The organism is Streptomyces sp. LUP47B (assembly GCF_001746295.1).
Classification (GTDB): domain Bacteria; phylum Actinomycetota; class Actinomycetes; order Streptomycetales; family Streptomycetaceae; genus Streptomyces.
Map to the genome: position 1 here is coordinate 889612 of NZ_MJAH01000006.1, position 22345 is coordinate 911956.

The following is a 22345-nucleotide window of genomic DNA, read 5'->3' on the forward strand; positions in this document are numbered from 1 at the left end:
GGGGATGATCCCGGTGATTACGTTCGCCTCCATGGCGGATGACGAATCCACGCGCGCGGCAAGGCTGCTGGACGCTCAGGCGAAGGCCGTTCGGCTCTTCGCGGAGATCGAGGAGCGCGGGCTGGTGGCGCCGGGGGAGGGGGAGCGGGCGGTCAGCGACCGGATCCGGGACCTGGCGAACGAGTTGTTCGGCACCACCCGGCACTGGCACAAGCGGATCGTGCGCTCCGGAGCGAACACGCTCGAGCCGTACCGGGAGAACCCGCCGGACCGGGTGATCGGCACGGACGACATCGTCTTCGCCGACTTCGGCCCGATCTTCGAGGAGTACGAGGCCGACTTCGGCCGGACCTTCGTCCTCGGCGACGACCCGGTCAAGCACCGCCTCCGCGACGATCTGCCGAAGATCTTCGCCGCGGGCCGGAGCCGCTTCGAGGCCGAACCGGACATCACCGGCGCACGGCTGTACGCCGAGATCGAGCGGCTGGCCGCCGAGTCCGGCTGGGCACTGGGCGGTTGGCACGCGGGCCACCTGGTCGGCGAGTTCCCGCACGAGTGGATCGACGGCGCCGACGCGGAGTCGTACATCACGCCCGCCAACGGCACCCCACTGCGCCGTACGGACAAGGCCGGACGGCGCGGCCACTGGATCCTGGAGATCCATCTGGTCGACACGGAACGGCGGTTCGGCGGCTTCCACGAGGAACTGCTCACCCTCTGACCCCGCACGACTCCCGCTCAGGTGCGGTCGATGTGCACGTTCGTCGACTTCACGCGGGCCGTGGCCTCCACCCCGACCTCCAGCCCGAGTTCCTCCACGGCCTCCCGCGTCAGCAGTGACACCAGGCGGTGCGGGCCTGCCTGGATCTCCACCTGGGCCGCGACATCGCCCAGCTTCACGGCCGTGACGATGCCGGGAAAGGCATTGCGGACCGAGGTGTACGAGGTCTCCTCGTCGCCCTCGCTCTTGGCCAACTCCACCGAGAACGCGGCCAGGTCCTTCCCGTCGATGAGGCGTCGCCCGGTCTCGTCCCGGTGGGTGGCCACCCGGCCGGCGTCGGCCCACCGCCGCGCGGTGTCCGGGCTCACTCCGAGCAGACGCGCCGCCTGGCCGATCGTGTAGGACTGCATACGCGCCAAGATAGGCGATCAACACCGGCGGGGCTGCCCCGATCGGCTGCCGTTCGACGATGCCGTCGAGCAGGCAGGCATCCGCGTCCGCGAGGCGACCGAGGTCCTGGAACGAGCGGGCCCGGATCCGCGTCGAAGAGGCATGCTGGTGTCCGTACGCGGGCCTGGAGGTGCCGGAATGCGATGCTGGGCCGGAGTGTGGGCGGCAGCCGGGGTGGCCGTCCTGGTGGCGTGCGGTACGTCGGCGGGAGGGCCGTCCGGGCCTTCGGGAGGGAGCGGTGGTGCGACAGAGCCGTCGGGGGGTGCGTCGACTCGCGCCTCCGCCGTTCCGTCCCCGTCTCCGACCCCGTCCTCGTCCGTGAGTCCGACCGGAGGGAGCCCGTCCGAGCACCCGTCCGGCTCGGCCGGCGTGCCGTCTCCGTCGGCGGCGAGCTGTGTCTCCGGGCGCACGGAGGTCCTCTTCAGCCCCGATGACCCGGTGGTCCAGCGGCTGTGCCTGCGGCCGGGAGCCGTCGTGTCCCTCGTCCTGCGGCCCCGGGCGGACGACAGGCGTTGGACGGCCGTACGGAGTTCCGCGCCGGTCTTCGTCCTCGCGTCCGGCTGGCGGGTGGACGCGGACGGCACGGCCCGCGCCTCGCTGCGGTGCGCCGGCACCAGGGGCGGTACCGCCGAGGTCACCGCGCGGGCGAAGGCGCCGGACGTGGCGGGCGCGGCGCGGGTCGCCTTCACGCTGCATGTGGACGTGCTGCCGTACCCGACGAAGGGGTGACCCCGGAAGCCGGGGCCACCCCTTTCGCACGGCTGTCAGCCGCAGTCACGCACCTTGATCGTGTAGATGCCGCGGCCATGGGTGGCCGCGTACAGCGTGCTGCCGTCGGGGCTCAGCTTCACCTGGAGCACGGCGACCGCCGGGAGGTTGCCGACGCGCTGCCAGGTCGTACGTCCCGGCGCCCGGTAGACGACGCCGAGGTCGGTGCCCACGGCGAGACCACCGTTCGGCGTGACGACCGCGGAGTCGGCCGGCACGTCGGGCAGGTTCTTCGAGATGTCCTTCCAGGTGGTACCGCCGTCCTTGGACTCGAAGGCGTGACCCACGCCCGCGCCCGGTCCCTCGGTCCACTGCCGGGAGAAGCCGTTGACCGTGAGGTAGACGTGGTCGGCGTTCTTCGGGTCGACGGCGAAGCCGCTGAGGTAGCGGTTGGGCACGGTCCCGGCCGCCCCGGTGGCCGGCAGGGCGATGTCGTGCCAGCCGGTGCCGTCCGTGTTGCCGACGGAGATCCCGCGCGTGAAGCCCTGGTTGTTGCAGGGCCCGCACCAGGCCGCGTAGACCTTGCCGCCGGAGGTGGCGACGGCGGTAGCGGTGCGGCCTTCGCCGAGGTCGTACAGGCTGGTCCACTCGCTGCCGCTGCGGATGGCGTAGCCGTGGGTCTGCACCCACACATGGCGGCCGCCCGCGACCCAGGTCGAGGGCTTCTTGGCGTCGGCCGCGAGCGGGGCGATGAAGCGGGCCTCGCTGGTCGCGTTGTCGGCCGGGGCCACGTTGTACGACGTGGCCTTGGCGGGATCGTCGATCCAATTGCCGTCGTTGACGGCGCAGTTCTGGGTCACCTGGATGGAGAGGTAGACGTACTCCTCGGCCATGTTGCACCCGTTGGCCGGGTCGGTGAGCGTGTCGCCGCCGTCCCCGCCGAAGTTGGAGCCCATCACCTTGTCGTTGCTGCGCAGGAGTGACTGGCCGTTGTCCTGGAGGCCGCCGGTGACGGAGACGCCGCCGTGGTCCAGGTCCTTGCCGATGCCCACCGAGTAGTACTGCAGGGTGTCGATGGTGCCGTCGTTCAGCGAGGTCCAGTCGGTGGCGTGTCCGGAGGCGTCCTGGGAGCCGTTGACCGGCCGCTTGTAGACACCGCCGTCGTTGCCCACGTACACGAAGCTCTTGCCGTGGTAGCTGCCGATCGCCACGCCGTGCTGGTCGGAGTGGGTGGTCGGGTTGCAGTCACCGGTCTGCTTGGCCGGGTCGATGTTCCAGCAGGGGAAGGAGAAGTTCCAGTACGGGCCCACGGTCGACCAGGTGCCGCCGCCGTCCTTGGTCTCGTAGACCTCCTCCAGACCCGCGTACACGTGCTCCGCGTTCGCCGGGTCGACCGTCAGGAACTGGTTGTACCAGGCCTGCACTCCCGGCATGTAGCCGCTGGTGGTCAGCGCGGAGCCGTCGGCGGCCAGTCCCTGGTAGTCGGCGATCTTCGTCCAAGGACCGGTGGGGGAGCCGGACTTGGAGACGTAGATGCCCTCCAGGCCGCTGTCCGGGTTGGTGTTCAGCTGCTCCGGTGACTGGTCGATGGCGTAGTAGCGGGAGCCGTCGGCCGAGCGGGCGAAGGTGACGTTGCCGACGTTGTCCGCGTCGGCGGGCAGGTCGCCCAGGCCGCTGGTGATCCGCGTCCAGGCGCCGCCCGCGCCCTTGGTGTAGAAGCCGTTGTAGTCGTCACCGCTGCGCCAGCCCACCGCGAGAACGACCTTGCTCGGGTTCTTCGGGTCGATTGCGATGTCGTTGGCGATGTTCTTGTACGGGGCGCTCGGGTCCTTCGCCTCCGAACCGCCCGGCAGATAGTCCGGGTTGGGCGCGAACTCCAGCTTCCAGGCGCCCTTCAGCGTCTTCGTGGAGTGGCTCCACACGCCCTCGCTGGTGGCCGCCCACACCTTGCCGCCGCCGAAGCGCAGCTCGTGGATGCTGGTGGACTCCAGCTCATCGCCGCCGACCCGGCTGCGGGTGGAGAAGGTGCCGTGGTGCGGGTGGGACAGGACGTAGACGCCGCTGCCGAGGTAGGCGTCCGCGTTGGTGGTCGCCTCGCCGGTGCCCAGCCACAGCCGGCCGGCCCCGTCGAGCGAGAGCGCGCCGGTGGACTGCGCCGGCAGCCGGTCACTGATCGGCTGCCAGTGTCCGCCGCCGGACCGGGACCGCCATACGCCGCCGCCCGCACTGCCCGCGTACACGTACCCGCCGTCGTCGGCGGCCATCGCCGCCATCCGGCCGGTGACGTTGCCCGAGCCGCCGCTGGAGTTGGAGTCGATGTCGCGGTAGCGCGAGTCGTCGGAGTTGTACGGCAGATCGGTGACGTTGCGCCAACTGCCGCCGCTGCTCGGCAGCTTGGTCAGATCGGACCAGGCGGCGCCATAGGCGCCCGGCGCGACGATGCCGGGCGAGGTGCGCGCCTCGGCGTACTGGTCCGCGCCCTCGGCTATCTCGTCGGCCTCGTTGCCGTCGTCGCCGTCACCGTCCTCGGCCTTCGCCTTGGGGGTCATCGCGCCCACCGAGTCGGCGCGTTGGGCGGCGAGTCGATCGAGGGCGCGGGCGCCGAAGGGGTTGCTGCTCTGGCCGGACGCGGCGCTGGCGGGTATCGCGACTAGTGCGGCGGACGCGGTGATGGCCCAGGTCGTGAGCCATCGTCTCTTACGGGTCGGTACTGACACGGGGGTCCTCCCAAACAGGCATGCGTACGGCCTTCGTTGGGACCTGACCATGGGTGGGAGGAAGTGTCCGGCACTTGGGAAGTGTTTGACCGGGGCCTGTCACTTCGTGTACTGGATTGTCGATCGGGCGAAAGGGTGGCGGCCTGCCGGTCTGCTGCCTTCGAGGCTCCGGGTTTGCTCCGTGTTGGTCCGGGCTTGCTCCGTGCTGACTCTGGAAGGCGCCGAAAGAGACAGCGCGGGGCCTGATCGAACGGCGGTGTCGACCGCCCACCTCGACTGCACCGGCGCGCTCGACCCCTGACCTGCCCTGCATCGCCTACGCGCTGCTGGGCATCCTGATCGCCCACCGGCGATGGGACCGACGCGGTGCAGCGTGCTCCCGCCCGGCCACGGAACCGGCCCTGCGGCGCGGCTCAGGATTCGCGTCGGTCGCCGCCGCGGCGATCACCTGGGCGACGATGGCAGGGGCATCGCCGTCCCGTGCCGCGTGGGGCTTCGGTGCGCCTGGGGGTCTGGGCGAAGGTGGGGCGGAGCGCTGTCGTGACGCGCGGCGACCTGGCGCTCCGACTCATGGCGGTCGGCATTCCGTGGTGCCAAGTCGAACGCACGCACGCCGTCGCTCACGGCACCCCGAAAAATGGGGCGCGAGCCCGTGAGGGTCGGTCGCGTCAGCGCACGCCCGCCGTGTCGAGCAGGGTCGTCACCGTGGGCGTGATCAGCCCGGTCAGGTTGTCGGCCTGGACTCCCGCGCGGGCGCTGGCGCCGTCGAAGACCAGGATGAGCTGGCGGGACAGCAGTTCGGGATCGCTCGCGCCGCCCTGCTCGGCCTCGGAACGGAAGAAGCCCGTCAGGTTGGCCTTGATCCGGTGGGCCACCTGGCTCGCAGGGTGGCTCTGGTCCTTGAGCTCGACCTGAACGGTCAGATATCGGCAGCCCAGAAACTCGGGAGCGCCGGCCTGCGACTCCAGCTGCTCGAAGACGTGCAGGATCCGCTCGCGGTGGGGACGACCGTCGTCCGCCGGGGGCACGAGCCCGGCCACGAAGGCGGCGGCGCGTTCCTCCAGGCTCGCGGCCAGCAGTTCGTCCTTGCTCTCGAACAGCTGGTACATGGAACGCTTCGACACCTTCGCCGCCTTGCACAGCGCATCGACACCGATGCCGACACCGTCCCGGTAGGTGAGCCTGGCCGCCGCCTCCAGCAGCCGCTCCCTCGAATTTGACTTCGCCTCGGTGGTCATACCGCGAGGTTAACTCGATTCCGAGCAAAAGAAAACTGATCGGTTTACGATGTGCTGACGGACACGTCGGCCAGGGCGGCGATCACCGGTATGAGGGTGGGCGCCGCCCACCTGCCGCAGCCGGGGACTGGTGATCACGCCAGTCTTCATCGGGGTGGCGGAGCCGACACGTTCGATGCCTGGCTGGATTCAGACTCAGTGGGCGATGACGGGCTCGCCTTCCGACGGTGCCAGAGGCGTGTTCGGTATCAGGAACGCCGCGAGCACCGCACCGACCACGAAGAACCCGGCGCCCCACGCCAGGGTGGCGGTGTAGCCCTCGACCCCGGCCTGTGCCGCGGTCAGCGCGCCGGCCTTGTGCGAGGACAGATAGTCGGCCGCGGCCGACGACGCGACGGTGGTCAGCAGGGCCGTACTGATCGAACCACCCACCTGCTGGCTGGTGTTGATCAGCGCCGAGGCGACGCCCGTGTCCTCGTGGTGCACGCCTGCGGTCGCCCCTTGGAACGCGGTGGTCATCACCCCGCCGAGGCCGAGACCCAGCAGGATCATCCCGGGCATGATGTCGGCGACGTAGCCGCTGTCCAGCGCGAGCCGGGTCAGCAGGGCCATACCGGTCGCGGAGACCAGGAAGCTGGCGGAGACCACGATCTTCGGGCCGACCCTGGGCAGCAGCAGCGAAGGCGCCGTGGTCGCCGCGGCGACGATTCCCCCGACCATCGGCAGGAAGGCCAGACCAGTTTTGATCGGTGAGTAACCGATGCCGGCTTCAAGGTAATAGGTCAGGAAAAGGAAGATCGAAAACATCCCCATGCCCACGACGAACACGGCCAGGAACGAACCGCCGCGGGTCCGGTCCAGCACGAGTCGCAGCGGCAGCAGCGGATGCGCGACCCTGGACTCCAGCCACACGAACACGGCGAGCAGCACCAGGCCGACGATCATGGAGCCGAGGGTGACCGGGTTGGTCCAACTCGTGGATTCCACGTGTGCGAACCCGTAGACGATGGCGAACAGCGCGGCGCTCACCACGATCGTGCCCGGAATGTCGAGCTTGGGCCGCTCGGTGACCGCCGGCTTGGCCAGCCACAGCAACGCGCCGACCAGCGCGACCGCCGCGAAGGCGACGTTCACGTACATCACCCAGCGCCACGACGCCCACTCGGTGAGCATGCCGCCGAGCAGCAGTCCGACCGCGCCGCCCGCCCCGGACAGCGCGCTGAAGATGCCGAAGGCCTTCGCCCGCTCGGACGGGTGGGTGAAGGTCACGCTCAGCAGTGAGAGGGCCGCGGGTGCGAGCAGCGCGGCGAAGAGGCCCTGGGCCACACGTGCCGCGACGAGGATTTCGAAGCTGCCGGCCGCTCCGCCGGCGACGGACGCGGCCGCGAAACCGATCAGGCCGATGACGAAAGTGGTACGCCGGCCGAACAGGTCACCGAGTCGGCCGCCGAGCAGCAGCAGGCTGCCGAATGCCAGGGCGTACCCCGTGATGACCCACTGCCGGCTGCCGTCGCTGAAACCGAGGTCGTGTTGTGCGGCGGGCAGCGCGATGTTCACGACGGTCGCGTCGAGCGTGACCATCAGCTGTGCCACGCCCAGCACGACGAGCACCCACCAGCGCACGGCATGTGAGCCGCGGCGGCCCTGGTCTGATTTCCCGGAGGCGGGCGCCCCACGGTCGTAGGTGGTAGTCATCGTTTCCCTTTGTCGCTGGTCATGGCCCGGGCACCGGTCGAAAACCGATCTGTTTCCACACAGGAAAACAGATCGGTTTCCATGACGCAAGCGGAGAGGCGGCCTCCAGGGTGTGAGCGGTGCCGCGCGCCAGGACCGCTTGGCTTGCGCTCGAAAACCGATCGGTTTACTGTGGCGGAAACCGAACGGTTCCCCATCGTGGGGGCAGTCGCGACCGCGCGAAGCGGGTCACCTCTGCGCAGGTCGCACACAAGGAGTCAGAGAGATGCCCCACCAGGAGCCACGTCCCACGATCCGCATTCCGGGGGCCACGAGCCACACCCTCGCCCCGCGCGACGAAGGCCGCGGCCGCGAGGGGGCGCTGCGCTATCTCAAAGCGGGCACTGGTGCCCCTCTGGTCCTGCTGCACACCGTGCGCACGCAGGCCGAGCACTTCCGCTCCCTCATCCCGTTGATCTCCGAGCAGTACACCGTCTATGCCCTCGATCTGCCGGGGATGGGCTACTCCGAGATCGTGCCCGGGGCGTCGTACGACGAGCCGGCGATGCGCGCGGGCGTCGAACGGCTCCTGACCGAACTCGACCTCCACGACGTGACGTTGGTCGGGGAGTCCATGGGGGCGGTGCTCGCGCTGACCACCGCGGCCGATCTGCCGGAGCGGGTACGCCGCGTCGTCGCGGTGAACGCGTACGACTTCCGTGACGGGATCGCCCGGTCCGGTCTCCTCGCCCGCGTGGTGGTCGGTGCCGTTCTCACGCCGGGGGTGGGGCCGGTGGTCGCCGGGGTGGAGCCCAAGCCGGCCCTCCGCAGGATTCTGCAGGGCGGCCTCGGCGACAGGAGTGCTCTGCGGCCGGACTACGTGGACGAGCTCCTCCGGGTGGGCGGCCGCCCCGGCTATCCGACCGTCGCCCGGGCCGTGTACCAGAGCCTGCCCAGCCTCATCGCGGCCCGCTCGCGCTACCCCGAGGTCAAGGCGCCCATCCACTTCGTCTACGGCGAGAAGGACTGGTCCCGGCCCACTGACCGGCAGGCCAACGAGAACCTGCTGCCCGCCGCCGACTTCACCCAGGTGCCGGGAGCGGGCCACTTCATCGCCCTGGAACGGCCCGACGTACTGGCCGACCTGTTGAACACAGCGGTGTGAACACCCCGCACCCGGGTTGCGTGCGCGAGGTCGGCCTTCCGGAGCCACGACGCGTCTTCGAGGCCGGCGCCGCGCTGCCGCCAGGGGCGTGACGCGACGAGCGGGATGCCGGTGTTCCCGGGCGGTGTTCTGCGCAGCTGCTGTCGAGATCCGTGGTCTGAAAATGCCGCTGTCCGTCGGCCCGCAGATCCAGCACATCGACGGAGCGCCGGGCTCCACGTTCAGGCGGCGAGGCGGCGCCCGGTACGTCGAAAGCCGACCGGCACCCTGGTCGGCGTAGCAACGCCTTCCCGCGCCTCCCGTGCTCCGCCTGCACCTCGCCCCTGACACCGTGCCGGAGTGGCTCCACGGCACGGCACGGTCGGGAACCTCGGCTTCAAGCTCCGACTCGGCCTGGGCGACGCGGACATCGGCCAGGCCGGACAGGCAGGCGGACGGCTCGTCGTCCTCGGCATCCACAGGTGCGCCACCACGGTGAAGCCGGCCGCGGGCCTGCTCATGGCGGTGTGCGAAGCGTCCGGCAGACGGTTCAGATGTCCCGGAAGATCTCGATCTGCGCCCCCACCGAGTTGAGCCGCTCGGCCAGGTCCTCGTAACCGCGGTTGATGACATAGACGTTGCGCAGCACGGACGTGCCGTCGGCCGCCATCATCGCCAGCAGGACGACCACGGCAGGGCGCAGGGCCGGGGGGCACATCATCTCGGCGGCGCGCCAGCGGGTCGGGCCCTCCACCAGCACCCGGTGCGGGTCGAGGAGTTGGAGGCGCCCGCCCAGCCGGTTCAGGTCCGTCAGGTAGATCGCCCGGTTGTCGTAGACCCAGTCGTGGATGAGGGTCTGACCCTGCGCGACCGCCGCGATGGCCGCGAAGAACGGGACGTTGTCGATGTTCAGACCGGGGAACGGCATCGGGTGGATCTTGTCGATCGGCGCCTCCAGCTTGGAGGGCCGGACCGTGAGGTCGACCAGCCGGGTACGGCCGTTGTCCGCGAAGTACTCCGGCGTACGGTCGTGGTCGAGCCCCATCTCCTCCAGGACCGCGAGCTCGATCTCGAGGAACTCGATGGGCACCCGGCGCACGGTCAGCTCCGACTCCGTCACCACGGCCGCGGCCAGCAGGCTCATCGCCTCGACCGGGTCCTCGGAGGGGAAGTAGTCGACGTCCACGTCGATGTGCGGCACGCCGTGCACGGTGAGGGTGGTGGTGCCGATGCCCTCGACCTTCACTCCCAGGGCCTCCAGGAAGAAGCACAGGTCCTGGACCATGTAGTTGGAGGAGGCGTTGCGGATGACGGTGACGCCGTCGTGGCGGGCGGCCGCGAGCAGCGCGTTCTCCGTCACGGTGTCGCCGCGCTCGGTCAGTACGATCGGACGGCCGGGGCGGACCGACCGGTCCACACGCGCGTGGTACTGGCCCTCGGTCGCCGCGACGTCCAGGCCGAACCGGCGCAGCGCGATCATGTGCGGCTCGATGGTCCGCGTGCCGAGGTCGCAGCCGCCGGCGTAGGGCAGCTTGAAGCCGTCCATGCGGTGCAGCAGCGGGCCGAGGAACATGATGATGGAGCGGGTGCGGACGGCGGCCTCGGCGTCGATGGCGTCCATGTCCAGCTCGGCCGGCGGCACGAGTTCGAGGTCGACGCCGCCGTTGATCCAGCGGGTGCGGACCCCGATGGAGCTCAGCACCTCCAGAAGGCGGTAGACCTCCTCGATGCGGGCGACCCTGCGCAGCACCGTGCGCCCCTTGTTGAGGAGCGTGGCGCACAGCAGGGCCACACACGCGTTCTTGCTCGTCTTGACGTCGATCGCGCCGGACAGCCGACGACCGCCGACCACGCGCAGATGCATGGGGCCCGCGTAGCCCAGAGAGACGATTTCGCTGTCCAGTGCTTCACCGATGCGGGCGATCATCTCAAGGCTGATGTTCTGGTTGCCGCGCTCGATGCGATTGACGGCGCTCTGGCTGGTGCCGAGCGCCTCGGCCAGCTGCGACTGTGTCCAGCCCCGGTGCTGCCGGGCGTCACGGATGAGCTTGCCGATGCGTACGAGGTAGTCGTCTGCCATGAGCTCGAGGCTATCTCAGATATGAGATGGCGCATTCCGGGTGGTCCATTCGGGTGAGGGACCTCCGCGGACCTGAGGGAGCCTCAGTGGCGCTTGGCGGTACGGGTGCGACGCCAGCCGAAAGGTCCGGGCAGATCCATCGATGTCGTACGGCGTCCCGTGCTGCTGTGCGTGTGCCGCGGGCCGTGCTTGCCGCCGCCGGTGGTGATGGACCAGGAGTGCCGGTTGATGTTCAGCCGCACGCCGGGCAGGATCCGGAAGCTCTTGCGGAACGTGAGGCCCATGTGGGTCTCCCCTCGGGTCGGTCTGGTGCTCCCAACTCCCTCCGCATACCCCGACTTGGCGAACTGATGACCGGGGCCGCGCCGACCCGGGGATCCTGGCGGCGGACATCACAAGGAAGCCGGGCATGACCATCCGGGCCTCATGTACTAGAGTTATCTCGACATCGAGATATCTGCCGAGGCGTACCGCAGTCGCACGCTTCCGCCGGGTCTGGCAGTAAGGCATGCCTAACTTAGCCTTACCTTAGCGGATCGGTCAGAGCGGCGTGGCGGCAGGATGCGGTGGTAAGCGCACAAAAATGAAGGAGACTGTCGTGTCGGCGAACAGCTTCGACGCCCGCGCCACGCTGAGCGTGGGCGACGAGTCGTACGAGATCTTCCGGCTGGACAAGGTGGAGGGCTCGGCCCGCCTGCCGTACAGCCTCAAGGTTCTCCTGGAGAACCTGCTCCGTACCGAGGACGGCGCGAACATCACCGCCGACCACATCCGCGCCCTCGGCGGCTGGGACTCCCAGGCCCAGCCGTCGCAGGAGATCCAGTTCACGCCGGCCCGCGTGATCATGCAGGACTTCACCGGCGTGCCCTGTGTCGTCGACCTCGCCACCATGCGTGAGGCCGTCAAGGAGCTCGGCGGCGACCCGGCGAAGGTCAACCCGCTCTCCCCGGCCGAGCTGGTCATCGACCACTCCGTCATCGCCGACAAGTTCGGCACCAACGAGGCCTTCGCACAGAACGTCGAGCTGGAGTACGGCCGCAACCGCGAGCGCTACCAGTTCCTGCGCTGGGGCCAGACCGCCTTCGACGACTTCAAGGTCGTCCCGCCCGGCACCGGCATCGTGCACCAGGTGAACATCGAGCACCTCGCGCGTACGGTCATGGTCCGTAACGGCCAGGCCTACCCCGACACGCTGGTCGGCACCGACTCGCACACCACGATGGTCAACGGCCTCGGTGTGCTGGGCTGGGGCGTCGGCGGCATCGAGGCCGAGGCCGCGATGCTCGGCCAGCCGGTCTCCATGCTCATCCCGCGCGTCGTCGGCTTCAAGCTGACCGGCGAGCTCAGCCCCGGCACCACCGCCACCGACCTCGTGCTGACCATCACCGAGATGCTCCGCAAGCACGGCGTGGTCGGCAAGTTCGTCGAGTTCTACGGAGAGGGCGTCGCCGCCACCTCCCTCGCGAACCGCGCCACCATCGGCAACATGTCGCCGGAGTTCGGCTCGACCGCCGCGATCTTCCCGATCGACGACGAGACCATCAAGTACCTCAAGCTCACCGGCCGCTCCGAGCAGCAGCTCGCGCTCGTCGAGGCGTACGCCAAGGAGCAGGGTCTCTGGCTGGACCCGAAGGCCGAGCCGGACTTCTCCGAGAAGCTGGAGCTCGACCTCTCCACGGTCGTCCCCTCCATCGCCGGCCCGAAGCGCCCGCAGGACCGCATCGTCCTCGCGAACGCCGCCGAGCAGTTCAAGCAGGACGTCCGCAACTACGTCGACGACGTGGACGAGGCCGGCCAGGAGTCCTTCCCGGCCTCCGACGCCCCGGCCGTCGCCCCGAACGGCGCCCCGTCCAACCCGGTCACCGTGACCGCCCCCGACGGTTCGACGTACGAGATCGACCACGGCGCGGTGACGGTCGCGGCCATCACCTCCTGCACCAACACCTCCAACCCGTACGTCATGGTCGCCGCCGCGCTCGTCGCGAAGAAGGCCGTGGAGAAGGGCCTGACCCGCAAGCCGTGGGTCAAGACCACCCTCGCCCCGGGTTCCAAGGTCGTCACCGACTACTTCGACAAGGCGGGGCTCACCCCCTACCTCGACAAGGTCGGCTTCAACCTCGTCGGCTACGGCTGCACCACCTGCATCGGCAACTCCGGCCCGCTGCCGGAGGAGGTCTCCAAGGCCGTCAACGACCACGACCTCGCGGTCACCTCGGTCCTCTCCGGCAACCGGAACTTCGAGGGCCGTATCAACCCCGACGTCAAGATGAACTACCTGGCGTCCCCGCCGCTGGTCGTCGCGTACGCCCTCGCCGGCTCCATGAAGGTGGACATCACCAAGGACGCCCTGGGCACCGACCAGGATGGCAACCCGGTCTTCCTCAAGGACATCTGGCCGTCCGAGGCCGAGGTCAACGACGTCGTGGCGAACGCCATCGGCGAGGACATGTTCAACAAGTCCTACTCCGACGTCTTCGCGGGCGACGCCCAGTGGCAGGCGCTGCCGATCCCGACCGGCAACACCTTCGAGTGGGACGCGGAGTCGACGTACGTCCGCAAGCCCCCGTACTTCGAGGGCATGACGATGGAGACCACCCCGGTCTCCGACATCACAGGCGCCCGCGTGCTCGCCAAGCTGGGCGACTCGGTGACGACGGACCACATCTCGCCCGCCGGTGCCATCAAGGCCGACACCCCGGCCGGCAAGTACCTCACCGAGCACGGTGTGGAGCGTCGTGACTTCAACAGCTACGGCTCGCGCCGCGGCAACCACGAGGTCATGATCCGCGGCACGTTCGCCAACATCCGCCTGCGCAACCAGATCGCGCCGGGGACGGAAGGCGGTTACACCCGCGACTTCACGAAGGACGACGCCCCCGTCTCCTTCATCTACGACGCCTCGCGCAACTACATCGAGCAGGGCACCCCCCTGGTCGTCCTGGCCGGCAAGGAGTACGGCTCCGGCTCGTCCCGCGACTGGGCCGCCAAGGGCACCGCGCTCCTCGGCGTCAAGGCCGTCATCGCCGAGTCGTACGAGCGCATCCACCGCTCGAACCTCATCGGCATGGGCGTCCTGCCGCTGCAGTACCCGGAGGGCGCGAGCGCCGAGTCCCTCGGCCTGACCGGCGAGGAGACCTTCTCCTTCACCGGTGTCGAGGAGCTCAACAACGGCAGCACGCCGCGCACGGTCAAGGTCACCACCGACACGGGCGTGGAGTTCGACGCGGTCGTCCGCATCGACACCCCCGGTGAGGCCGACTACTACCGCAACGGCGGCATCATGCACTACGTGCTGCGCCAACTCGCCAGTTCTTGACCTGACGTGAACGAGCGCCCTGCCCCTGCATCTCGCGCGCGAGGGGGGCGGGGCGCTCGCGCTCGACGGGGCGGAAGTCGCGCCTGCGAGCATGATCGCAGGCGATCTGTTCCCGGAGCTGCGCTTCTGCCCTTGCGAGCGTGAGGCGAACGAGCGTCGCTGGGCGATGACGGGTGGACAAGCACGCGAAGCTCCTGGCGGACACGGGTGATCTCGGTCGAGAACCCGTCCACCAGGAGCTTCGTCGTTGTGCAGAACGGTCCAACTCGCGGTCAGCGCCGCCAGCTTGAAAAGGGCTCCGTAAGCGCGACAGCCGACTCAGGCGGCTGCTGTCTCAGCGGCCGTCCCGGTCGCCATAGGTGCGCGGACCCGGTTGCGGAGCTGGCGCAACGCGTAGTGCTGCCGGGATTTGACGGTACCCGCGGGGACGCCCAGGAGGTGGGCGGTCTCCTGCACGGTCCTGTCGTGTAGGTAGATGTGCACAAGGACCTCTTGATGCTCCCGTGACAGATGCCGCAGAAGGGCCACGACGTCGACCGAGGACGCGACCGTGTCGGCGTGGTCGCTCTGCAGCGTGCCTTGTTGTTCCGCGCCCGGGGACTCATGGCGGAAGTAGGCGCTGCGTATCCGGTCGATGGCGAGGTTGCGAGCCACGGTGAGCAGCCAGCCGCGCATCGATCCTTCGTTGGCGCACAGCCGGTCGGAGCGGTGCCAGGCGCGTATCAAGGTCTCCTGCACGATGTCCTCTGCCATGTGACGATCGCCCAGCATGCGTTCGACGTAAGCCAGGAGTGGCTTGGTGTGGTCGGCTGCCAGCGCCTGCGGGAGGTGCCCGCAACGTGCGGCCACAGGCTCGCCCGGAGCTGTTGCGTTGGTCACGACGTCCTGGGCGGCGGCCTCCTTGACCGTGGCCGCGGTCAGGACGGGGCCGGCGGCTGCGAGCGGACGTAACGGCATTCCAGGGCCGCGGCTGTTGTTGTTGATGACGATTACCTGTTCGCCGGCGGCGACCGGGCGCTGGGCCAGGGCGGTTCCGATGGCTCCGGCTCCTTTGATTCCGCTGGGCATGGCGTGGTCCTCTGCTTAAAGGGATGGAGCCGAGCGGTGTCGGGCCTGGGACGGGGTCGGCGTTGATGTGTGGAGCAGCCCACCGCCCGCGAGGCGGCCGAGGCGCCGCCGCACGGCCGTAACGACACCTGCGCCACCCTCGGCTGTCTGCTGGTGCAGTCCGCGCTGGTCCGCGGACGCGAGGGCGAGCGGGCTCGACGCGACCCGGCCGAGCGCCGGGAGCGCAGTGTCGGTGGCCTGTGCGCGGTTCGAGCGTGCGCAGGCCAAGGGCGACCTGAGTCCGAAGGCCGACGCGGAGGCCCCGCCCGCTGCCTGATGGCCTTCGGGGCAGGGCATCTCGTGCAGGTCACCGGCGGGGCGAGCCGCGAGGATTCACACCCAGTCACGGACCAGGCCCTCGGTGCGTGGCCGAGCTGGGCGATTACTTGCTCAGGAAAGCCAGCAGCGCGGCGTTGACCTCCTCGGCGTGCGTCCACAGCAGACCGTGCGGGGCGCCCTCGATCTCGACGTAGTCGGCCGAGGGCAGCAGCGCGTGGAAGGGCCGTCCGGTGGAGTCGATCGGCAGGATCCGGTCGGCCGTGCCGTGCAGGATCAGAGTCGGTACGTCGATCTTGGCGACGTCGGCGCGGAAGTCGGTGATCCAGGTGGGCACGCAGGCCACCGACGCGTACGCCGACGCACCCGCTGCCACGCTCCAACTGGCCCGTACCACCTCTTCGCTGATCCGGCCGCCGAGCGTCTCGTCGAGGTTGTAGAACGCCTCGTAGAAGCCGGTGAAGTAGGCGTAGCGGTCCTTGGTGACCGCCTCCAGGATGCCGTCGAAGACGGACCGGTCGACGCCGTCCGGATTGTCGTCGGTTCTGAGTAGAAAGGGTTCGAGGGAGGCCAGGAAGGCGGCTTTGGCGACGCGCTGCGAGCCGTACGTGCCCAGGTAACGGCCGACTTCCCCCGTGCCCATGGAGAACCCGACGAGTACCGCCTCGGTGAGATCCAACTCGGACAGCAGGGTGTCGAGATCGGCGGCGAAGGTGTCGTAATCGTAGCCGGTGGTCGGCTGCGACGACCGGCCGAAGCCGCGCCGGTCGTAGGTGATGACCCGGTGGCCCGCGTCGAGCAGGGCCGGGAGCTGCTTCTCCCAGGAGTGGCCGTCCAGCGGGTAGCCGTGGATCAGCACGACGGGCTGCCCGCTCCCGTGGTCCTCGTAGTACAGCTCGATGTCGGTGGAGTTCTCCTGGCCGGCGGTGATGTACGGCATGTCGGATTCCCTTCGCTCGTTGGTGGGTCAGCGCGGTGACGGCGCCGATGTGGGTGAGATGGATGGCGTACGGGGCATCGGCCCCGAATCGTGGGGGAACGGCCCGCTCCGCCAGGAAACGCTGAGCAGCCTTCGGGGATCGGCGTGCCGGGATCGTCGGTGAGGTATGTGCCGGGGAAACTCGCCGGCAGCGCGGCAAGCCGGTCGGTGAACGTGCGCCCCAGGCGTTCGGTGGCCACGGCCGTAGAGGTGATGGTGGGCGTCCGATCAGCTCCAACTCTCGGCCCGCAGCGGAGCCGTGACCGACCCTGACGCAGCAGCAGACCGCCGACCACGCCCCCGTCATCATCGACAGGATCGACGCGACGCGCCGCAGCCGCACCTGGTTCGAGGAGTCCTGCGGTCGTCAGGGGGAGAACCGTCGTGGTCAGGTCGGGGACTGCCAGTCGGCGGACCACGGCGTTCTGCGCGCCCATCGCGACAGCCGGCAGTGCGACGAGAAGGAGACCGGGTCAGGAGGTGGCGCGGGCGGCGGCCTCGATGAGGTGCGCGGTGGCGTCGGGATGCGAGACGAGGACCGCGTGCGAGGCCCCGCGGATCACCGCGGTACGAGAACCCGCACGACGCGCCATGGCCTGCTCGGCGGCAGGCGGGATGGCGCGGTCCGCGCCGGCGACCAGGAACCAGGAGGGAATGGTCTTCCAAGCAGGCGCGCTGCTGGGTTCCCCGAACGCGGCCAGCGCCACGGGCCGTTGACCGGCCGCCATCAGCCGGGCCTCCCCGGCGGGCACATCGGCGGCGAAGACCTGCCGGAAGTCCGCGGGGCTGACGTAGGCGTCCTGGCCGCCCGGGAACGGCCGGACCGCCAGCGCCGGCGGGAGCATGCTGCCCGGGTACTTTCCGAGGATCGCCAGGCCGGACTCGCCCTCGTCGGGAGCGAACGCAGCGACGTACACCAGGGCCTTCACGTTGGGGTGGTCCACTGCGGCGTCGGTGATGACGGCCCCGCCGTAGGAATGGCCGACCAGGATCACCGGCCCGGGAATGGTGTCCAGGACACTGGACACATAGGCCGAGTCGCCGGCCAGGCCACGGAGCGGGTTCGCGACGCCGATCACGGGATACCCCCGGCGCTCGAGCCGCGATATCACCGCGTCCCAGCTCGACGAGTCCGCGAACGCCCCGTGGACCAGGACCACGGTCGGCCGTGGGGTGCTCGGAGTGGCCGACGCCGGCGCGGCGTTCGCGGCGGAGGCCGAGCCGCCGGGCGTGGCGGCGGACAGTGCCGGGACCGCGAGCAGTGTCCCGACCACCAGCGCCGAGAACATCAGCTTCCTGCGGCGTTGCCCGACCTCGCGGGATCGGACAGGTTCGATGCCTGTCATGACTGTTCTCCTCGTCTTTCCTGCTCGTTCTGGGTGGTCTGACTCACAAGGACGGCGGCGGTCCGGTGACGCGCAAGTGGAAAGCCTCGGCGGATGCAACGACCGCCGCGAGATCGAACTCCGGTGGCAGGTCCCCGGCCTCTGCCACCGGGGTGCCGTTGGCCCGGAAGTACTCTTCGATGTAGGCCGGGCTGAACAGCACCGCGATCCGCGCCCCCTCGGGCGAGCGCACCAGATAGCTGTGCGGCACCCCGCGTGGTCCGTACGCGACCTGTCCGGGCACCAGGTCGTGACGCTGGTCGCCGACGAAGAACGTCACCTCGCCGTCGAGGACGAACCAGACCTCCTCCTCGTCCTCGTGGACGTGGTGCGGGGGTGCGTGGCCGGCCGGGTCGGTGAACTCCATCAGGCTGAGCCGGTTGTCGGTCGCGGCGCCGGGAAGCAGGATCCTGGCCTGGCCGCCGAGGAACCAGAAGGGTTCGCGGTCGGCCGTCGGGCCGAAGGTGGGGAAGAACCGGGTCATTTCCGCTCCTGACGTCATCGTCGGCCGCCCAGGAAGTGCAGCAGCATGTCGGTCGTTTCCTTTGGGTGCTCTTCGTAGATCCAGTGGCCGGAGTCGGGGATGACCGCCGGGGTGACGTGGGTGGCGTAGTGGCGTACCTGCTTCGCGACCGACGAACCGAGGCTGCCGTCGGCGCCGATCGCGAGGACCGGCATGGTCAAGGGCCTCTTCTGGAGCCGCGCATTGTCGGCGATGTCCTGCGGGAACGTCCGGAACCAGGCGAAACTCGCTTCCAGGTGCGCGTAGTCGCGCAGGTAAGAGGAGAAGACATCGAGGTCCTCCGGGGTCAGGGCGTCCTTGTGCACCGCGATGCCCCGCATGAAGCCGGAGGTCCAGGTCAGTTCGCGGCCCTGGATCAGGCTCTCGGGGAGGCCGGTCCGCAAGGAGAAGAAACCGAAGTTCCACACCCCGGGACCCTTGGCCGTCAGCGCCGGGAACTTGTAGATGCCGGGGTCCGGGATCGGTGCCTCGCTGAGCACGAGCTTCCTGACGCTGTGCGGATACTGCGCGGCGTAGGAGTAGGCGACCATCGTGCCGATGTCGTGGCCGACGACGTTCACGTCGTCGGCCTTGCCGAGCGAGACCAGGAGCGTGTGCAGCTTGGCGGCCATGGTCTTCTTGTCGTAGCCGGACGCCGGGGCGTCGCTCTTGCCGGCGCCGGGCAGGTCAGGTGCGATGACGGTGTAGTGCTTGGCGAGCGCGGGCATGATGCCGTGCCACTCGTACCAGGTCTGGGGATAGCCGTGGATCAGGACCAGGGTCGGACCGTGGCCGCCGATCACGTAGTTGATGCCGGTCCCGGCGACCTGGGTCTTGTGTTCGCTGAAGCCGACGGGCATCTGCTCGTCGGACGACGGCGCCGGCTTGTCGAAGGCCGAGGCCGTGAGGGTGAACGAGCCGAGGGCGACGGCCAGGGCGAAGGCCGCGGCCACCAGGCGGCGGGATCTGGGCAGGCGGAATCTCACTGTTCTCTCCAAAAGATGCGAGGGGAAGCGACGCGTGAGGGCTCGGTGCCCGCCGCGCCGTGACGGCCGGTCAGCGGGATTCGACGAGGCCGCCGTCGATGACGAAGTCGACGCCGGTGACGGCGCTGATACCGATCAACTTGTGCAGGGCCATGAGAGGGAGTCTTTGCAAGGGAAAGTCAGATCTGGCGCAGCGCGCCGCCGTCGACGGCCCACTCGGCGCCGGTGATCTGGCGGGCGAGAGGGGAGAGCAGGTAGGCGATGACCCGTGCGACGTCGTCGGGGCTGCCGAGCCGGGCGGTGGGCAGGCGGCGCACCTCGCGGACGAAGTGGTCGATCGCCGCCTCCGGCTCCAGGCCGTACTGAGCGGCGAGCTGCTCCGCGAAGCCGCCGGGGCTGTCCCACAGCCGGGTCCGGGTCGGTCCCGGTGCGACGACGTTGGAACGCACCCCGCGCGGACCGAATTCGGCCGCCAGTGTCTTGGACAGTGACAGCAGCGCGGTCTTGGCAGCCGCGTAGTCCACCATTGACACGTCCGGCATCCTCGCCGCCTCGCTGGTGAGATGGACCAGGGAGCCGCCACGCATGAGCAGGGCGGGCAGCGCGGCGCGGGTCATCCGCACTGCGCAGTGGAAGTTGAGCTCGAACGTTGCCTGCCACTGCTCGTCACTCACGTCCAGGAAGCCGGTGCGGGAGTCCAGTCCGCCGACGTTGTTGACGAGCCCGTCCAGACGCCCGTGCCGGGCGAGCACCTCCTCCACCACACGCTGGGCCGCGCCGGGCTCGGTGAGGTCGGCCGCCAGGCCGTTCACCTGCGGGCCGAGGGCTTCGACGCCCCCGGGGTGGCGGGCCACGGCGACGACGGTGGCGCCCTCGGCCGCCAGCACGCCTACCGTGGCCTCGCCGATCCCGGCGGACGCGCCGGTCACCACCACGACTGCATCGTTGAGTCGAAGATCCATCAGTCGGACTCCTTGCGGGCGAGCCGACCGTCGTCGACATGCGGCAGGGTGGCAGCGTGGCCCGGGTCGGCACCGGACGTTCCGGTGGTCCTGGATGGGCGGGAACTCATCGCCCGGTCTCCAGACCCTGCTGCCGCAGCCAGGTGAGGACGGTGTCCGCGACCTCGCGCCAGCCGTCGTCGATCGTCAGGGAGTGCCCGCGGTCGGGGAAATCGGTGATGTCGGTGACGGCCTCGGAGTGCCGGTACTGCTTGAGGGTGGCCCGGGTGACGGTCTCGGGCACCGTGTGGTCCTTGCCGCCGGAGATGAGAAGCAGCGGACCACGACCACTGTTCTCCGTGTCGACCTTCGCCGGCGAGTGCGGATTGAAGTTGGCGGAGGCGGCCTCGTACAGCGGCTTGCCCGGCGCGGGGATGGTCCAGCGCTCGTACAGGGCCGTCGACTCCTCCTCCGAAACGGCGTTGCCGAACGCGAACCGGAACTGCTCTGCGGTCAGGGACACCGACCGGTTCTTGTTGGCCGGGTTCTTGAAGACCGGGAACGTCGCCCTCAGCGCGGACAGCGGCAGGGGCAGAACACCCTTGATCTGCGCGGCATCTATCGCGACCGCCGCGGCGGCGCGGTCCTGGCCGAGCAGCTTCTGCGCGATCATCCCACCGAACGAGTGACCGATCACGACGGGCCGCGTCGGCAGGTCCGCGATCAGGGCCGCGTAGTGCTCGACGACATCGTCGATCCCGTGGCCGGCGATGCTCTCCGGGTTCTGGCGCGCCTCCTCGACGGTGTCCGGGGTGCCGGGCCACCCGGGCGCGGACGGGTCGTAGCCCTCGTCGCGGAACAGTTCGGTCCACGGCTGCCAGGAGGTGCTGTGCAGCCAGAGTCCGTGGATGAAGACCACGGGAAGCGGAACGGTCATGACTGGGCCTTCCTTGTACGGGCGCGCCGGCCCGGCGTGTGCACACGAAACCGGGAACCCCGGTGCTCTCGCACCGGGGAGAGACCCCAGTGGTTCAGGGCCGGACGCCGAACGGCCCGAGGACCCCCGCGTCTATCCGCAGGGACTCCAGCAGCGCCCACGCGTTGTCCTGCGTGAAGACGTCGGCGGCTGCGAGGACTCCGGTGTACTTCGCGGCCACGGGAGCGGCCGCGGCGTCCGCCACCGCGTCGAGGAAGGTCTTGAAGACCGCCCACGAGTTTCCCTGCGCGCCGTACTTGTCGAAGAACGGGGACGGGTCGACGGAGGCGATCGCGGACCGGGTGCTGGCCTCCAGATCGTCCATGTACTGGATCTGCAGGGCGCCGTCCGAGCGGACTCCGAGCCGCCCGAGATGACCGCCGACGAACGTCTGCCACGGGTAGTCCATGGCGATGCTCTGGGCCTTGATCCAGTCGGGGATGTCCTGGGAGACCGCGAGGCCCTTGAACGGAACCCAGCCCGGGTACAGGACGTCGACCAGCATCAGGGTGGCGTATTCGGGCGCGTGGATGAAGATGTTGTCCGGGGAGTGGTTGGGCCCGTGGTACGCCAGGCGCAGAGTTTCACCACCGACCTTGAGCTGGTACTTGTCGTGGAACGTGACCGTCGGCAGCGGACGGTTGGGATCCGCCGCGCGGGCCAGCAGGCCGGCCGTCGCGGCGTGCGAGATCCGGACGACGTCGGTTCCGAACAGACCGGCGGCGCCGATGTGGTCAGCGTGCGAGTGCGAGTAGACCAGGTGTGTCACCTTGCTCGGCCGACCGTTGGCCCGGGTGATGTCGTCGATCGCGCGGAGCAGGTTGTGCCCGATGGTCGGTGGTGCGTCGACGAGGACGACGCCCCGCGTGGTCGTCAGGAACATGGACTGGTAGTAGGAGTCGGTGACCCAGTACAGGTTTCCGGCGATCTGGCCGACGTAGTAGCCGTCCTTGTTCGGCGTGGGCCCGACCGAGGCGGCCGGGATCGGCGCGAAGTCGGGCAGTCCGCCCTCGTCGGCGCGGGCGGGCTCGGCCAGCGCGCCGACGAGGGTCGCGGCGGCCGGGACGGCGAGGGCACCGGCGGCGCCCTTGAGGAATCTGCGGCGGCCGGTCGGAGGCAGGAGTTCGGGAGACATGGGAGTGTGG

Annotated in this window: 18 protein-coding genes; 4 read left to right on the plus strand and 14 right to left on the minus strand. The window is 69.5% G+C overall.

Translation table 11 applies throughout. From position 1 onward, the window contains the following. Positions 1-31 precede the first annotated feature (31 nt). A complete protein-coding gene (locus BFN33_RS22055; RefSeq protein WP_069761904.1) occupies positions 32-721 on the plus strand; it encodes a M24 family metallopeptidase in 690 nt (229 codons plus the stop codon). A 17-nt stretch (positions 722-738) separates the two neighbouring features. On the opposite strand, the gene BFN33_RS22060 is transcribed toward BFN33_RS22055, so the two are convergent. Next, complete coding sequence (locus tag BFN33_RS22060) at positions 739-1131, minus strand: molybdopterin-binding protein (protein WP_069761794.1); 393 nt, start codon at positions 1129-1131, stop codon at positions 739-741. 358 nt (positions 1132-1489) lie between these two features. On the opposite strand from BFN33_RS22060, the gene BFN33_RS22065 reads away from it, so the two are divergent. Further along, positions 1490-1900, plus strand: coding sequence for an acetyl-CoA synthetase (locus BFN33_RS22065; RefSeq protein WP_256122820.1), 411 nt, complete (start codon positions 1490-1492; stop codon positions 1898-1900). 35 nt (positions 1901-1935) lie between these two features. Here BFN33_RS22065 and BFN33_RS22070 read toward each other — a convergent pair whose 3' ends face one another. From BFN33_RS22070 to BFN33_RS22080, 3 genes are all read right to left on the minus strand, one after another. Beyond that, positions 1936-4596: a glycosyl hydrolase gene (locus tag BFN33_RS22070; protein ID WP_069761796.1), complete on the minus strand. Its 2661-nt coding sequence runs from the start codon at positions 4594-4596 to the stop codon at positions 1936-1938. A gap of 668 nt (positions 4597-5264) precedes the next feature. Then, positions 5265-5834, minus strand: a complete 570-nt coding sequence (locus tag BFN33_RS22075) for a TetR/AcrR family transcriptional regulator (RefSeq protein WP_069761797.1) — start codon at positions 5832-5834, stop codon at positions 5265-5267. 195 nt (positions 5835-6029) lie between these two features. Further along, positions 6030-7529 (minus strand): MFS transporter, encoded by a 1500-nt coding sequence (locus tag BFN33_RS22080; RefSeq protein WP_069761798.1) that lies wholly within the window; start codon positions 7527-7529, stop codon positions 6030-6032. 265 nt (positions 7530-7794) lie between these two features. Here BFN33_RS22080 and BFN33_RS22085 point away from each other — a divergent pair, with 265 nt between their 5' ends. After that, positions 7795-8673, plus strand: a complete 879-nt coding sequence (locus tag BFN33_RS22085; protein WP_069761799.1) for an alpha/beta fold hydrolase — start codon at positions 7795-7797, stop codon at positions 8671-8673. 529 nt (positions 8674-9202) lie between these two features. Here BFN33_RS22085 and BFN33_RS22090 read toward each other — a convergent pair. Both BFN33_RS22090 and BFN33_RS22095 read right to left on the minus strand, forming a co-directional pair. Next, complete coding sequence (locus BFN33_RS22090) at positions 9203-10732, minus strand: UDP-N-acetylglucosamine 1-carboxyvinyltransferase (RefSeq protein ID WP_069761800.1); 1530 nt, start codon at positions 10730-10732, stop codon at positions 9203-9205. 83 nt (positions 10733-10815) lie between these two features. Beyond that, entirely contained in the window at positions 10816-11016 is a 201-nt protein-coding gene (locus tag BFN33_RS22095) for a DUF4236 domain-containing protein (RefSeq protein ID WP_057611210.1), read from the minus strand. A gap of 314 nt (positions 11017-11330) precedes the next feature. Here BFN33_RS22095 and acnA point away from each other — a divergent pair, with 314 nt between their 5' ends. Beyond that, positions 11331-14048 (plus strand): aconitate hydratase AcnA, encoded by a 2718-nt coding sequence (gene acnA / locus BFN33_RS22100; protein WP_069761801.1) that lies wholly within the window; start codon positions 11331-11333, stop codon positions 14046-14048. A 318-nt stretch (positions 14049-14366) separates the two neighbouring features. On the opposite strand, the gene BFN33_RS22105 is transcribed toward acnA, so the two are convergent. From BFN33_RS22105 to BFN33_RS22140, 8 genes are all read right to left on the minus strand, one after another. Further along, positions 14367-15116, minus strand: a complete 750-nt coding sequence (locus BFN33_RS22105) for a sigma-70 family RNA polymerase sigma factor (protein ID WP_256122821.1) — start codon at positions 15114-15116, stop codon at positions 14367-14369. 421 nt (positions 15117-15537) lie between these two features. Next, the gene (locus BFN33_RS22110) at positions 15538-16371 is read right to left on the minus strand and encodes an alpha/beta fold hydrolase (protein ID WP_069761802.1); all 834 of its coding nucleotides are present in this window, start codon (positions 16369-16371) and stop codon (positions 15538-15540) included. Between the two features lie 512 nt (positions 16372-16883). Then, positions 16884-17756, minus strand: coding sequence for an alpha/beta fold hydrolase (locus BFN33_RS22115; protein WP_079140924.1), 873 nt, complete (start codon positions 17754-17756; stop codon positions 16884-16886). Between the two features lie 43 nt (positions 17757-17799). Further along, entirely contained in the window at positions 17800-18279 is a 480-nt protein-coding gene (locus BFN33_RS22120; protein WP_069761803.1) for a cupin domain-containing protein, read from the minus strand. Between the two features lie 14 nt (positions 18280-18293). Then, positions 18294-19283, minus strand: coding sequence for an alpha/beta fold hydrolase (locus tag BFN33_RS22125; protein WP_079140925.1), 990 nt, complete (start codon positions 19281-19283; stop codon positions 18294-18296). Between the two features lie 179 nt (positions 19284-19462). After that, complete coding sequence (locus BFN33_RS22130) at positions 19463-20245, minus strand: SDR family NAD(P)-dependent oxidoreductase (RefSeq protein WP_069761804.1); 783 nt, start codon at positions 20243-20245, stop codon at positions 19463-19465. A 106-nt stretch (positions 20246-20351) separates the two neighbouring features. Next, a complete protein-coding gene (locus tag BFN33_RS22135) occupies positions 20352-21161 on the minus strand; it encodes an alpha/beta hydrolase (protein ID WP_069761805.1) in 810 nt (269 codons plus the stop codon). Between the two features lie 94 nt (positions 21162-21255). Beyond that, positions 21256-22335, minus strand: a complete 1080-nt coding sequence (locus tag BFN33_RS22140; protein ID WP_088245372.1) for an MBL fold metallo-hydrolase — start codon at positions 22333-22335, stop codon at positions 21256-21258. Positions 22336-22345: the final 10 nt, after the last annotated feature.